Here is a 16,121-nt window from a genome sequence, read left to right on the forward strand (position 1 = left end):
TTGTATATTCCTGCCTTAGGAACTGTTACGATATTTCATATTTAACCGATTTTCAATATGAAATGACGTAGCAAAATATGGAGCAGGAGAAAACCCAGGAAAAATTAGGTTTAACCTCAAATATAATCAGTACCTTAATGACTGATTTTACTATATCGAATTTTATAATTTTGCTGGGCCATATTGGATTTCGGAAGTTATTACCGGATGTCGTCACAGAAATAATGCATAAACGAATGTGTTACCTTATATCGTCATTAGATTGTTTATTTACTAAATAAAGTAATTTACTCAATCTTAAATTGATGTTAGTTATTGCTAATCAGTTAGTTATAAACTGGAATGAAGTTAGCAGTATACTGGTAATTTGAGAACTAATTGCTTTAACAAATTTCGGCTTGAATAAGATTCCGATACGCAGATAGCGTGGGAAAACAAATACCCTTGCATGAAAAATTTTGAAAACATTGAAACAAATCGAGACGCCATGTTGCCGGATGGAGCACATAAGAATTTACTGAACCTGGCAGTTCCTTATATTTTAGAAGTTAAGAGTAAACTAGACTTTAAAGCTTTTTTAGAAGGAATTTTACAAGAACTGATATCGTATAGTGCTTACTTATTGCTACGAAAAAATCATTTAAATAATTCCTTTGACATTTATTTGGCTGATGAAACCCTGCAGGACACGGCGATAAACTTGCCAGTAGGAGATCCGTTTCTAAATTCGTTTACAGCGGAGCAAGGCGCCATATTCCTGTCGAAGGAAGACTTCAAGCAATCCATTGAATTTTCAGCCAAATCACGCGTTTTATTGACTATACCGGCTGCTGATATTGCGATATACCCGTTGTTCGATGAAGGTGAATTGACCGAGGTGCTCGTGTTTTTTGCAGAAATCCCGAATACATTCTTGGAAAAAGGAAATGAAATTAGAGAACTCAGTCCGGCCTTCTTCTCTTGCTTACGAATATTAGCACTTAAAGACGATAACAGGCGTTTGGATTATGAAAAGGAAATATTGCTGACACTTTTGGATGACATCAATGGTATTAAAGATAAACAGACGCTGTTACCAACTATTTATGAGCGTTTAAAATTCTTGCTTCCCTTCGATGATATCTGGATAACATGTATTAGCGCAGATAAGAAATCCTATCGTTTTTTAGACAGTCATTTTGACGAGAAGCGGCGGGACCATCCGATAATTGAACATTTCGTGGCCGCTGAATTTACTCAGGCAAACCGAATGGTTCAGATTTTATCGTCACAGTCTAACCCAATACAGTTTGATTGTCATGCGCTCAGCGATATTGGGGTAGATGGCAACATTTATGATTTGTTCAAGGACACAGGTGTCAAACACCTTTTGGCGGTACCATTAAAAGACGGGAAAGCTAGTTTTGGTGGAATTTACTTAACTACTGAATCCGACATTGCCTTTTCGGGGCATCAGACAAGGATTCTCCGAACCATGGCAGGTCGCCTGTCTCTTGCGATCACGGGAATCCAATTGTCTGAAAATCTTAAGGAGAAAGAATCCGAAAAATCAGCATTACTCTCACTTAGCGGCGAAATAGCCAGCATTCGCGATCAAAAACAATTATTGGAGATATTGAAGGGTACAATCCGGAAGCTTATTCCCTTTAATGACATTTCGGTCACCCTATACGATTTTCAAAAAAAAACGCATCACGGATACTTGGTTTCTGCTGAAAAAAAACGGTCGGAGCATCCAGAATTTAGTGAAGCATCAAAGGTGCATTCGCCCATTAACGATTCCGTAGTCGAACAAACTTTAGCAAATGGCAAACCTGTTATATTCCGCGTGGACGAGTTGCTCAAATTATCCAATCCATCCAGGTATATAGATTTTTACAGTAAAACAGGGATCGTGGAATTCGTTGGCACATCAATGTATAACAAGGATGGAATTTTTGGTGGGCTTTACATTTTCTCCGAACAAAACAATACCTATCACCCTAAACAGTTTGACCTGATCCAGGGAATAGCCAACCAACTCGCAATTACAATATCAAACATTCTTGCATACGAAGAACTATTAAGTAAGGAGGAAGAGAAGGGGATATTGCTGAATATTAGTAACGACCTGGCCTGCATCCGTGTTAAATCAGATCTTCTTAAAGTGTTACATGAGCGATTGAAGTCGATCTTTTATTTTGATCATGCTACTATCTTGCTGGTTGACAATGAAAAAAAGACCTACAACGGCTATATTTTTGACCCTAATTCAAGATGTCTGAACCATCAGGATTATCTAAGTATATCTGAAAGCGAGTACCCAATGGATGATGCAATTATCCAACATGTTCTGGCTTCGGATGCACCCAAAGTGTTCGATCTTGCCAATCTAATTCTTCAAAAGGATTGCCCTGCATATCTGCATATGAACTACGATTGCGGGATGCGGGAAACTGTGTTCGCCCAGCTACATTCAGGAAATAACCTTATTGGATTCTTAATGCTGATGTCTGATTTGAAAAATAGTTTTAATTCGCAACAGCTCGAGTTGATTCGTGGTTTATCCTATCAAATGTCTAATGCAGTCGCAAATATTGTTGCAGATGAAAAGATCGTCCAAAGAGACCATGAGAAATCTGTTTTACTATCGATGAGTAACGACCTTGCCGGTGTACGTACGACAGTTGATTTGTATAAGGTACTTGATCAGCGACTGCGTAGTCTTTTTACTTACAGCCACTTTATGCTTGCAAAAGTCACAGAAGATGGAAATTCATTGGCATCCATGATTTTGGATCCAAAATCAAAGAATAGAATTCATCCCGACTATCAGGATTTTGCATTGTCAAAAATTCCTATAAACGATGGATTCTTTAGCGTTGCATTTAATACAGGGCGGCCGGTTATTTTTAATCTTACTGATATCATAAACAGAAACGATTTACCCGGTCATATTAAAATGAGTTACAGCAGCGGTATTAAAGAAATGGTTCTGATAGGTTTGACCAATGGACAGAGGAGAACAGGAATGCTCGGCATTTTTATCGAAGAACCTAATAAGATTAAGTCTGAGCATTTAAATTTGCTTCATGGTATTTCCTCTCAGTTAGCGACAGCCGTCGCTAATATTCTTTCCAACGAAAAGATTGAACAGCAAGTTCTTGAAATTTCTAACTTTAAGAAACAACTGGAGGTGGAGAATCGTTATCTCCAGGAAGAAATACAAACTACAAATAATTATAGCGAAATTGTCGGTAACAGTACGGCTCTTCGCGACGTTTTTAGATTGGTTACAAGTGTTGCGCCAACGTCTAGCTCAGTATTGATTTTGGGAGAAACGGGTACAGGGAAGGAACTCATTGCGCGCGCAATTCACAATTCTTCGCCAAGAAAAGGGAAATTAATGGTGAAGGTTAATTGTGCCACTTTACCAGCCAACCTTATTGAAAGCGAATTGTTTGGGCATGAAAAAGGGAGTTTTACAGGGGCTACCGATAAAAGGATCGGAAAATTTGAACTGGCTAACAATAGCACCTTGTTCCTTGATGAAATCGGGGAAATGCCGCTAGAGCTACAAGTAAAGTTGCTTCGTGCACTTCAGGAAAAAGAAATAGAACGCGTTGGCGGACGGACGGTGATCAAAACGGATGTCCGGATTATTGCTGCTACAAATCGGGATTTGGAAAAAGAAGTTTCGTTAGGAAATTTTCGAAGTGACCTGTTTTACCGCTTGAACGTATTTCCTGTCTTCATCCCCCCTCTAAGAGAGCGTAGGGAGGATATTCCTCTCTTAGCTGCTCATTTTTTGACCAAGCACTCGAAAAAAGCCGGGAAAAAAGTAGTTGGTTTCTCAGCCAAAGTCATTAAAGCATTGGCTGCCTATAATTGGCCCGGTAATGTCCGGGAACTCGAGCATTTAATTGAGCGAAGTATCTTGTTGACATCACAGCAACTGATAACCCAATTGCAAATTCCGTCACCGGAAAAGGATGGACTGGAGTCTTACTTCTCTACTGGGGATTTTAGAACTATTGACGATGTTGAAAGAGAGCATATCATTTATGTACTGAAAGCTTGTAAAGGTAAGGTAGCCGGCCCAGGCGGTGCTGCAGACGCACTTAAAATCCCGTCAACGACGCTGAATTCAAAAATGAAAAGACTCGGCATTAAAAAAGAATATATCCAGGAGTAGACGATTCGCTATCTCATTTGAAAAGGTGCAACTTTAGATTATCTAAAACTGCACCTTTTGAAGGATATATTATGTTACCGGAAGTCCATTCTTTCCAATTAGTCTTCTTAAAGAAGCTACATGGCCGAACAATACTAAGGGAACAATAAAAGTTGGCAGCCAGACAAATGGAAATATGAGAATTGCCCAATTAGGTTGATCAAAAGCCAGCTTCTGGACAGGAAATGGCGCAGATAACAATGCTTTAGAAACAACATTGGTCAAAAGAAGCAGGCAAATGATGTTCCAGACCAATAATAATCTGGGCTTGAAAGGTGTCTTCGAAAAAACAAAATAGGCTACAACCGGTGCACTTAACCCGGAAAGTATGTCCAAATTACCTCCTTCAAATGTCATTATTTTAGGAACCGCCTTATTAATGAATAGCGCAAATAGCACCAACTCCACAAAAATCCTGACCGTGTTTAAATAAGTGACTTCTTTAAGCGGTAAACTGTCTATAAATTTTTTGCCTCCTTTTGTTATCATCAGGATAATAATGAGAAGAATTGGCGGTAATATCCCAAGAAGAAATAGTTTCGGCGGAAAGCTTTGCAGATTGGTGCTGTAAATATCCTTGCCCGCAAGGACTCCCTGAAAAATTAACCAGATAAACATCAAAAGGTAAACTACCATTTTCCCTTTCGCACTTAAATAGGTGGATTTGTTTATAATTAAAATATACATTAAGTATGTTGCTGCTGTTATTAGGCCAAATACTATGGCTAGGTAACTTGGAATTTGTAGGCTCATGTTATTACAGAATTTGAGTTTAAGCGATGGAATGTTGATATGTACTATTCAATAAGAGGGCCAGTTTGTAATTAATTCATTTACAGGTTGTTATTTAATTCCTTCAACTTGAGGGTTACTTTATATCATAAATAAGCATTTTGCCAATGATATAAAGTAACAAAAAGAAACATTTAAGGCAGTACTAAGCTGTAACGGGATCGGAAGAAAGAAAATCAAGCACCTTTTGAGAATGGGCTTCACCATTTAAAAAGGCTCTGAATTTAAATGCGACTTTCCCGTCTGTTCCTGTCACGAATGTTTCTCGTCCTTTCAGAAACAACCACGGTTTCACGCCGAAGTACTCCCTAACTACATTATGCGGGTCACTTAGCAGTGAAAAAGGTAACCGATTTTTCTCTGCAAATTTTTTGTGGCTTGTAACGCTGCCTTCATTTATCCCAATTACCAGGGCTCCTCTTTCAATAAAGTCAGTAAAACTGTCGCGGAAGGCACATGCTTCTGCGGTGCATACCGCACTTTCATCTTTTGGATAAAAGTAAATGACCAGCTTTTGATATTTTAAATGGTCTTCTATATTAAACAGCATGCCATTTTGGTCAACAAGGGAAAAGTTTGGAACATTGTCCCCAATTTCTAAGGTTTTCATATTTTAATTATTTGATTGTAAGAATGACTATTTAAAAAGCTCAATGTTTTTGTTTATAAAATCGCTAAGAGATAGCGGCTTGGTACCGGTTATCTGCTCTACGAAATTGTTCTGGCCAGCCATTTCTCCTGATCTGAACATGTGTCCAATAGCGGCAATATGCTGAATATTGAATGGCGTGTTATATGGAGAACTACTTGACCGGATAATATCGGAAAATGCATCGGGTTCAATAGATAGGTAATTGATCTCTCTGCCCAACACCCCTGAGAGAATCGATGCCACTTCTTCCTGGGTTAATTCGTCTGGACCATATAGCGGATAAGTTTTACCGGCATGCCCTTCGGGATTGGCCAATATAGCAGCACCAACTCGGCCAATGTCTTCGCTGTTAATTGATGCATATTTAGCTTTGCTTCCATAAGGAGAGATTAATCTGTTATTATCTTTAATTTCCTGACCAAAGTAAGCGAGCCACTCCATAAATAATGTGGGTTGCAGGTGCGTTACCGGAACTCCGGAACGATCAAGGAGACGTTCAGCCACCCAATGGGCCTGTGCCGAATGGCTCGGGGCGTTTCTCAATGCTGTACGCTGTGATACATTGACAATAAGACCAACGCCCTCTTCTTTTGCAGCTTGGGCAAATAATGCGGTTGCATCTAAAAGACCGGGGGCCACAGGATAGACAAAATAGGCGCCGTTAACCCCACGCAGCGCGGCGCTTAATGAGCCCAGATCGTTAAAATCACCTAACACAACTTCTGCGCCAAGTGTATTTAATTTTTCTGATCGTTCATCATGCTGACGAACCATAACCCTCACAGGCACATTTAATTCTAAAAGCCGCCTTGCGGCGAAGTTGCCGGTAACTCCGGTTGCTCCGGTTACCAAAATTCTACTTTTCATGATCTTAATTGTTATTATTTCTAATTATTGACACGTTTTCATTGGTCATTTGCAACCAGCTTATTTGTTGTAATATTCGATTGCGCTTATTCATTCAGCCAAACGCTGTCAGCTGACAGCCATCTTTAAGGTTTGAATTTGGAATATCTGAATAATGAACTACATTTGCAAGCGGTTGCAAAACAATACCAGTACAAATGTAGAGTTATAATTTTAATTTGCAACTGGTTTTAAAATAAAATCGAAAATAATGAAAATTAATCGATTTTTTCCACTTGAAAACATGGTAGTGAGTGACATAGAGGCCCTGTCAATTCTATTGAATATATCTTTAAGAATAAGCGGCACTTTAGGCAATAGCTTACAATGGAAGCGAATTTGCTCAAATACCTGTGCTTCCGTAATTGATTTATCACATGCAATTTAATACAAATGAAATACTTTCAGTTAACAATAAAAGGCTTTCGCAATGTTATGCTCGTGGCAATAATTTTGCTCAATACAAAAGTTTTGTACGCTCAGACATTGCAGGATATGGCCCAGCTAAACTATCAACTAAGTTGGAATGGCAGCTCTACAAAAATAAGTATCGATCTTGCTTACTTTTCTCCTGTAAAGGACAGTACAATCTTTTATTACGGTCATCCTGAACTAGGGGGGCAGAAAAAGATATTTGATATCATCAGTCACGTAACCGTAGGGGGAGGTGATTCAGTCTTGATCGATTCGCAAGCTAGGAAAATCAAAGTTTTGCACTCAGGAAGGGGGGAAAAGTCGATTCACTATGAGATCGATGGCAAACTGTTGATAGATGAAAAACGCGCAAGACCCAACGAATTATTCAGACCGGTGATCCATCAGGGAGCACTTTATAGCCTCGGCTACAACTTGTTTCTTTCCAGCCCTGATACAAGCTATAAAACTGTCTCTCTAGTTTGGAAATTTTGGCCCAAAAACATACCTTATTTCTATTCCCTGGCCCCTGAAGCCAAGCCCTTTGAGACTCAAACATTGAGTTTAAAAGCCTTAGATAACCTGTTATTTGTTGGCGACCCAAAACTTATTGTTAAAAAATATGATGTATATGGGATTCCATATTATGCTGTTACAACGGAAAGAGATAGCCTGAATGATATGCAGCAGAAGATTTCACCCTTTTTCACTAAATTTTTCCCTTCAATCCGTAATTTTTGGGCAGACTATAAGGGAAGTTCTTATTTTATATGCATGCTTCCTTTGTTTAATAATCCGCCTTCTACTGCCACGGGCGTAAATCTGGGGCAAGGCTTTATCATGAAATATAGTGGCTCATATGATGAGATGAAGAAACGAGTTATCGCTCATGAAACATCACATACCTGGATTGGAAAAGTTTTAAGACTCCAATCAAAAGGGTTTGAAACAGCCTGGTTCTCGGAAGGATTTAATGATTATATATCAGTTTTTAATTTGGTGAAAGCTGGAATGATGGATGAAACTTCCTTTTTAAACCACTTAAATGTGGAGAATTTAAAAAGCCACTACACTAATCCGGTAAACCAGATGCCCGCAGATTCAATTGAAAAGCATTTTTGGGAAAGCCATAATTACGAGGTTTTGTCTTATCAAAGGGGGTTTATTTATGCCTTCTACCTGGATAATCAAATTCGAATAAAGACAAACGGAAATAAGAATATCAGGTCGTTCCTGCTTTCCTTTTTTAAACACGTGCAAACTCAAAAAAAACCGATCACTTTGACAGATTATGAAAAAGAATTATCGGCATTTTTTTCGGAAACAAAAGTAATTGAGGAAACAAATGATTATTTGCTGAACGGACAATTATTGGATTTTCATCAGGTTCAGCTGATTAAAGGCTTTAAGGTGAAATTTGAAGGTGATGTTCCTGTGATAACGGTTAGCCCGGGTTACAATATACATGACTTATACAATTTTTAAATCCGGCAATATTTTTTCCATCGGCCATATAAAGGTCTTCTTTGGGTATTTTTTTAGCATTTATGTTCTGAAAGTATTACAGGTCCACCTTTCCTGATTTGTCAATTCATATCATAATCCAACGAATCAATACATTTATTACTATCTCGGTTGCTACCCAATGGGTAGGGGGATAATTTTAGATTAAGGCAGGCTTGGTTCTTTGAAATAATAGCTGAGACGTTTAGTATCCGGGGTAACTCCTGATTTGAAGTTCTTTTGACTTACCTCTGTGGATTGATTGAAAGCGAGATGCCGAAACATGAATTGGTTTTAAAATGAATATGCGGAAAACTGGAATGAAGTTCTCCTCATATCGTTCTTCCCGGCATTTATTTACGATATATCACAATAAAAAATTCACTTTGTAATGAATAAAATACTGACTAACAGTTATTTATTAGATTGGTTAAATAGTTGAATAATTGGTATCCATAATGTTTGGAGTTTGAGTCATGGTAGAAGCTAATTGTTAGTGATTGACCATACTCAAAAAAACACACGATATGGAAAACAACTATTTGAAAAAAAGCATTGTTCTTGCATTGGTATTTGTTGCAGGATGGAGTTCATTCGCTAACGGCCAGGCACCGACAATCATAAGCGGTAACATTATCGATGCTAAGTCAAAAGAAAGCATGCCAGCAGTTACCATCTCATTTATAGGGACGACGGTTGGCACAAGTGCCGATAATACCGGGCATTATTCGATTAAATCAAACGGTAATTTCAGTCAGGTAAAATTCTCTTTTATCGGTTACCGATCTGTTATCAAGAGTGTTTTGTCCGGCCAATCCCAAACGCTCAATGTAAGTCTGGCTGAAGATGAGCATTTACTTAAGGAAGTTGTAGTCAGATCCGGAAAAAAAGTTAAGTACCGAAATAAAGGTAACCCAGCCGTAGAATTGATCAGGCAAGTCATTGCCCATAAAGACCAGAACCGGGTTGAAAACTATAATTACGCTGAATATCATCAATATGAAAAAATGGTATTCGCATTGAGTAATTTGTCCGATAAATTTAAGCAAAAAGGTGTTTTTAAAAATTATCAGTTTTTGTTTCAAAAACAAGACTCCACAGAGATTGGCGGCCAAAATCTGCTTCCGATTTACATGGAGGAAAAGCTTTCGCACAATTTCTTTCGAAAACAGCCTTTTGCAAAAAAGCAATATATAGAGGCCGACAAACAAGTTAAATACGATGAACATTTTGTGGACAATCAAGGCTTAAGCTCATATTTCAACAGAATGTATCAAGACATTAATATTTATGATAATAACATATCAATGCTCGGAAACCAGTTATTGAGCCCGATCGCGGATGCATCTCCAAGCTTCTATAAATTTTTTATTACGGATACGCTGAAAGATGTCGTGCCTAATCTGATAGAATTGAGCTTCACTCCGCGAAATGGTACAGATCTGTTATTTGAAGGTAGATTATACATCACCGCGGACGGAAATTATGCGGTAGAAAAAGCAGTGTTGTCCGTTAACAAAAACATTAACCTGAATTTTGTCAGACAAATGCAGGCCATTCTTGCTTTTGAAATAGCCAGTGACGGTCGGTATCATCTTAACCAAAGTGATCTTAAAATAGAATTCGGTCTAAATAAGAAAAAAGGCGGAGGAATCCTCGGTGAACGTGTGGTAATGCTACGTGATTTTATAATTAATAAACCGCGTCCCTTGTCTAATTATCAGGGTCCGGCCGAAGTTGTGATGGCTGATGCTGAAGGTAAAAGCGACGACTATTGGCAGAAAAACAGGCCGGACAGCCTCAAGCCGACCGAGAGGGATGTCTATAAAAACATTGATAGTCTCCAAAATTTACCATCGTTTAGACGAACAATGGATATTGCCACTTTGATATTAGCTGGGTATAAAAGTTTCGGGCCGTTCGAGGTCGGGCCGCTCAATACATTTTATAGTTTTAATCCGATTGAGGGGTTCCGGCTTAGGGTCGGCGGGCGTACAACAACGGCACTGAGTAAGCGTTACTATTCCGAAGTTTATGGAGCTTATGGTTTTAAGGATCAAAAATGGAAGTACTTTGTAAGCGGTACATATTCCCTGAATAATAAATCCGTTTATTCCTTTCCACAAAGCTTTATCCGAGCCAGTTTTCAACACGACACTAAAATACCCGGACAGGAATTGCAGTTTGTACAGGAAAGTAACTTCTTGCTTTCATTCAAACGCGGCTACAACGATATTCTGACCTATAATGATGTGTTTAAGCTTGACTATGTTCAGGAATTCCTTAACCACATTTCCTATCAAGTTGGGTTTAAAAAATGGACTCAAAATGCCGCGGGACCAGATGTAGGCGGTGCCTTGTACTACCAGAACTCAATGAATGGACAGAAAAATACAGTCGAAAGCGTCAAAGACGTGCAGTTCAACCTTCAGTTTCGCTTTGCGCCTCATGAGAAGTTTTACCAGGGCAAACTATACCGCACCCCCATTCCAGATAAATACCCAATATACACCATCCGCTACCAGCAGGGGCTGAAGGGTGTTTTGGGCGGTCAGTACAGGTATGAAAATTTCACAGCCAACATTACAAAACGGTTTTATTTGTCCCAGCTAGGCTATTCTGACGTGAGCACAGAGGGTGGTTATATAGCAGGTAAAGTTCCGTTTCCACTATTAGATATAGCCCATGCTAATCAAAGTTACGCACTTCAGCTGCAATCATACAACCTGATGAATTTCCAGGAATTTGTTAGTGATCATTATGCCGCTCTTAATATTGATCACAACTTTAATGGCTTTATATTTAATAAAATTCCTTTTCTGGAGAAATTAAAGTTAAGAGAAGTTATCTCCTATAAGATATTATGGGGTGGTATCCGCAACCAGAATAATCCGGCACTTCACCCTGATTTATTAAATTTTCCGTTAAGAAATCGCCTTCCATTCACTTATGCATTAGACAATGGACCTTACCAGGAGGGTAGTATCGGAATAGGGAATATTTTCAAAGTACTACGCCTGGATTATGTTGAACGTTTTAGTTATCTGGATCATCCCGATGTCCCGAAGCATGGTATCAGAGTATTTATACTTTTGCAATTTTAGTAAAGTCGAAGGTTAAATTTCACGGCATTTAACTGTAGCTTTTTGAGTAACTACTTTATATCAACTTTCCAGTTGTTTATTTACGAAATAAAGTAATGCAATCATATTTATTTGATATTAAATAGTTGATTGATAGCGTTTTATACGGTGGCACAACGTTGGCAATTGATTGATACCAATGGTTCGACCAGGCGCGGCATGAACAACAGAAAATATATATATGCTTTGTTAATTTCAGGAATCCTGTTGATCAGTTTCCTGGATGTCAACGCGCAATCTTATCACGAACTGAGCACCGCTGAACTTAAGCAGCTTCTGCAGCGGGCAAATTCTGATTCAGCCAAATTCGACATAATTATATCTTTAAGCCGTTCCTACCTCTTTAAACCTGCAGGTAAATTAAAGGATGCTGATTCCGCAACTTTATTTATCGGTGAAGCTTCACGGTTAAACCTGAAACTTCATGATAAACGCGGAACAGGTCGTATCGCTTTGCTTATGGCCATGATATATAATTATCAGGGATTAAAAGAAAAAGGTATGCGATCTGCTGAAGCAGCATTACGGATTTTCTCAGGGCTTAATTCCAAATCGGATATAGCTGAAGCCCTTATCATTATCGGCCAACATTATAACAATGATGAGCCGGGCATAAGCAAAAAGATAGATTACTATAAAAAGGCCATATCTTTTTTTAGCCAGGCGGGTTCTCAAAATAGGATGGCAACCACTTTAAAAGATCTTGCCGACTTTCAGATAATCGCAAATCAGAATAGCGATGCACTGAAAAATCTTCGCTCGGCTGTATCGATCTACCTTTCTACCGGCTATAAAAACATGCAGGGCGTTTATGATCTCCTTGGATACGACTTAGCTAAAATGGGTGACTATGTAGATGCACTTAAATATAGTTTACTTGCTGTCAAAACTGCTGAATCAGTAAATGATACATCAGCCCAACTCGGTACTATTTATTACCGCGCAGCATTTTCTTATTATATGACCAAGCAGTATTCAGCCGCTGATGACTATATCAATAAAGGGTTGCGTGTAGTTTATAAATACAAAGATACATCGGCCATTATTGCCATGACCCTGAATAAATCATACGCCTTAATGAAGTTAGGAAAGTTCACGGAAGTTATCCCGCTGATGAAACAATTGACAAGGCTCAACTCATCTTCGAGAAGCCCTGGCCTGGAAGTCGAACTTGCTTATCTATTTATGTCCAATTATCTTCATCTGAAGCAACCCGACAGAGCAAAAAAATATTTTGAAAAGTTGAATGTGCTAGCCCGGCAAAAGGATCTGCAGGGAGAGATTCATGAAAAAGCACTACGCGGTATTATAACTTACCATCAATTTACTGGTCAATATAAAAAATCATATCCTTATATAGCTGAACATCAGCATTTCTGCCAGAAAAACAATTATAAGATATTTATGCCGCAGGAGCAACTTTGGCTGTTTAAAGCGGACTCTGCAACCCGTAACTATATATCTGCAATCAAACATTATCAAGAATTTAAAAAGGTAGATGATTCCATATTAGTGGAAAAAAATAGCCGGCAAACAGCGCTACTTAACGTACAGTACGAGTCCGATAAAAAGAACAAAGACATCGTACTTAAAGCAAGGGATATACAATTACTAACAAAGCAATCTCGATTACAGCAGATCAAATTACAACAACAACGTTCGATTCGCAATATTGTGATCTGTACCAGTCTTTTACTGTTGCTTTTTCTGGCGATTGGCTACAACCGATTTCGCCTAAAGCAGCGTAGTAATATGCTTCTGCGCGCTCAGCAAGCAGAGATCAATGAGCAAAATCATACACTGCAGAACTTTAATAATGAACAATCCTCCCTGTTAAAAGAAAAAGAATGGTTGCTCCGTGAGGTTCATCATCGTGTTAAAAATAATCTCCAGGTATCGATGAGCTTGCTGAATATTCAGTGCTCATACCTTGACAATGAGTTAGCACGAGACGCGATCCAGGATAGCCAACGCCGCATACATGCTATGTCTCTGATACATCAGAAATTATATCAATCGGAGACCGCAACACAAATTGATATGTCGACCTACATTCCGGAACTGGTAAACTATTTAAAGGAATGTCTAAGTAAAGGGGACGATATCAATTTTATACTAGACGTTTCGCCTACAGCCCTGGACATTTCGCAGGCGGTCCCATTGGGTCTTATCTTAAACGAAGCTATTACTAATGCAATGAAGTATGCATTTAAAAATAACCAAGTCGGAACAATTGTAATTTTATTGAGAAACGAAAGTGACCAGCATTTACGACTCTCAATTTCTGATGATGGAATCGGTCTGCCATCTGACTTTGATCCGCAATCGTCAAATTCTTTGGGCATGAACTTAATGGCTGGGTTGTCAGCGCAGATTGATGGTGAATTCAGAATTCAAGGGGGGAAAGGGACGAAAGTTGATGTCGTTTTTGCCGAGTTTAAACTATTGCAGGATCGGTCATATCAGGAGAAGGACGAATTAATTCAGGCTTAGGGCAATACAGTAAATCAAATAAAAGACATTAAAAATGAACGGAAAAATACTCATTGTGGAAGACGAGTTCATCATTGCCGAGGATCTCAGAAAGATTCTTGAAAAAGCAGGTTATGAAATCAGCGGAATCGCACCTTCGGTTCCAAAGGCACTTGAAATAATAAAGTTGAAAAGGCCCGCCTGGGTTTTTGTCGATATACAACTGACCGGGAAATTAACCGGACTTGATCTTGCCGCATCTTTAAATGAATTGGAAATTCCTTTCATATACGTTTCGGCAAATTCAAATCAAAGCGTTTTGGAACTTGCAAAAGCGACAAAACCTTATGGTTTTATGGTCAAACCGTTTCGAGAAAAAGACGTACTTGTTGCGCTGGATATCGCTATTTATCGCCATGAGAATAATCTGGAAAATAAATTAATTAAAGAGGTAGCGTTACAGGCTGAGGTTTTGCAAGTCCTGGAAAATTCCCGTGATTGGAAATTAAAAATGGCAGCTATTCTGACCGCTTTTAATAGGCATATTCCCTTCGATTATTTCGCTGTTTGCTGGGAAGATGAAACACTCGGGCACAATGGAATGGCATTTCTAAAGGATGGCGGTGGTGGGTTTGAATTTCTGTCAGTCGAGCACTTAGCGGTCAGGGTGGATAAAACCGAACAACAGCTGCTTGCGGCAAAGTCAAGCGGCGTTTTTCCTAGCGAAGCGGTTTACTACAGCGGGAATGATTTTGAGCACATGATCAATCAAAATCCATTCAGAAAAATAATCAGCCGCGAATTCGAGCTGGGTTCGGTTTTGATGCAACCGGTCATATTGCCAATAAGGAACAAGCTTTTGTGTTCTTTTTACAGTCGGGACAGCAAAGGCTATAAACAGGAACACGTTGCCTGGCTGGAACGATTACAACTTCTGCTGATCCAGATCGGAGACAAACTATTAAGTTATCACAAAAGCCCACCCCGAGCCGAGATTCAACATGAGGCTCGAACGATTTTACTGGAACAGGTTTCAGAAATTGAAATACCGCCAAGAAACGAGGAACTCGGTTTGGTAGGTTCCAGTGATTCATTTGATACCATAAAAGAACAACTCAATGTGGTGGCTCCATTCGATATTTCCGTGCTTATTCTGGGCGAAAGTGGCACAGGGAAAGAGAGAGTAGCTCAGGCTATCCATCGCCTCTCTGATCGCAAAACGAAACCGTTAGTGAAGGTTAATTGTGCCGCGATTCCTGCCGCCCTTATGGAATCGGAGCTTTTCGGGCATGAAAAAGGTGCTTTTACTAGTGCTATAAACCGACGGATAGGAAAGTTTGAAGAAGCTATTGGCGGAACTATTTTTTTGGATGAAATCGGAGAACTGCCACTTGATCTGCAAGTAAAATTACTCTGTGTTTTGCAGGAAAAGGAAATTGTTCGCGTGGGAGGTAGCCAAGTCATTAAAACTGATGTGCGTGTAATCGCTGCTACGAACCGTAATCTTGAAAAAGAAGTGGCAGAAGGTCGATTTAGGCTAGATCTTTATTACCGCTTAAACGTTTTTCCGCTAACTCTTCCTCCCCTGCGAAAAAGAAAAGAGGACATCGCCGAATTATCAGCTTTTTTTCTTAAAAACTTATCAAAAAAAATGGGTAAAAATGTGACGTCTATGTCTGATCAGGTCGGTTACGCTTTAAAAACTTACGACTGGCCCGGCAATATCCGGGAACTGGAAAATATTATTGAACGCGGAATTCTACTTACGAACGGAAACATATTGACACACGTCGATCTTCCTGAAAAAACAATGCAGGAGGCCGCAGCAAACGGAGGAGAGTCGCCCATTAAAACTTTTAAGGAAATGGAAAAAGAGTATATTTTTTCAGTTCTAAAAAAATGCGGGGGACGAATTGGTGGGCCCGGTGGGGCAGCGGAAATGCTTGACCTGGCTCCAACTACCCTTATTTCTAAAATGAACAAATTAGGAATTGTAAAGAAATTCACCACATAGTCTAAAGTGCAT

At 39.2% G+C, this 16,121-nt stretch carries 8 protein-coding genes; 5 read left to right on the forward strand and 3 right to left on the reverse strand.

Features of this window, described 5'->3' with window-relative positions; genetic code table 11:
- Positions 1 to 448: 448 nt before the first annotated feature.
- A complete protein-coding gene (locus AC1DYB_RS04215) occupies positions 449 to 4,174 on the forward strand; it encodes a sigma-54-dependent Fis family transcriptional regulator (protein WP_477432726.1) in 3,726 nt (1,241 codons plus the stop codon).
- Between the two features lie 69 nt (positions 4,175 to 4,243).
- Here AC1DYB_RS04215 and AC1DYB_RS04220 read toward each other — a convergent pair whose 3' ends face one another.
- The 3 genes from AC1DYB_RS04220 to AC1DYB_RS04230 form a co-directional block, all read right to left on the reverse strand.
- Positions 4,244 to 4,966, reverse strand: a complete 723-nt coding sequence (locus AC1DYB_RS04220) for a hypothetical protein (protein WP_477432728.1) — start codon at positions 4,964 to 4,966, stop codon at positions 4,244 to 4,246.
- A gap of 184 nt (positions 4,967 to 5,150) precedes the next feature.
- Positions 5,151 to 5,615: a peroxiredoxin gene (locus tag AC1DYB_RS04225; protein WP_477432730.1), complete on the reverse strand. Its 465-nt coding sequence runs from the start codon at positions 5,613 to 5,615 to the stop codon at positions 5,151 to 5,153.
- A gap of 27 nt (positions 5,616 to 5,642) precedes the next feature.
- On the reverse strand, positions 5,643 to 6,524 hold the full coding sequence (locus tag AC1DYB_RS04230; protein WP_477432733.1) for an NmrA family NAD(P)-binding protein: 882 nt from the start codon (positions 6,522 to 6,524) through the stop codon (positions 5,643 to 5,645).
- A gap of 432 nt (positions 6,525 to 6,956) precedes the next feature.
- Between AC1DYB_RS04230 and AC1DYB_RS04235 the strand changes: the two genes are divergently transcribed.
- The 4 genes from AC1DYB_RS04235 (at position 6,957) to AC1DYB_RS04250 (ending at position 16,109) form a co-directional block, all read left to right on the forward strand.
- Positions 6,957 to 8,462, forward strand: a complete 1,506-nt coding sequence (locus AC1DYB_RS04235; protein WP_477432735.1) for a M1 family aminopeptidase — start codon at positions 6,957 to 6,959, stop codon at positions 8,460 to 8,462.
- Positions 8,463 to 9,007: 545 nt separating this feature from the next.
- On the forward strand, positions 9,008 to 11,584 hold the full coding sequence (locus AC1DYB_RS04240; RefSeq protein ID WP_477432737.1) for a DUF5686 and carboxypeptidase-like regulatory domain-containing protein: 2,577 nt from the start codon (positions 9,008 to 9,010) through the stop codon (positions 11,582 to 11,584).
- 147 nt (positions 11,585 to 11,731) lie between these two features.
- The gene (locus AC1DYB_RS04245; protein ID WP_477432739.1) at positions 11,732 to 14,116 is read left to right on the forward strand and encodes a tetratricopeptide repeat-containing sensor histidine kinase; all 2,385 of its coding nucleotides are present in this window, start codon (positions 11,732 to 11,734) and stop codon (positions 14,114 to 14,116) included.
- A 34-nt stretch (positions 14,117 to 14,150) separates the two neighbouring features.
- Positions 14,151 to 16,109: a sigma 54-interacting transcriptional regulator gene (locus AC1DYB_RS04250; protein WP_477432741.1), complete on the forward strand. Its 1,959-nt coding sequence runs from the start codon at positions 14,151 to 14,153 to the stop codon at positions 16,107 to 16,109.
- The last annotated feature ends 12 nt before the right edge of the window (positions 16,110 to 16,121 follow it).

This window comes from Mucilaginibacter sp. P2_A4, assembly GCF_056405015.1.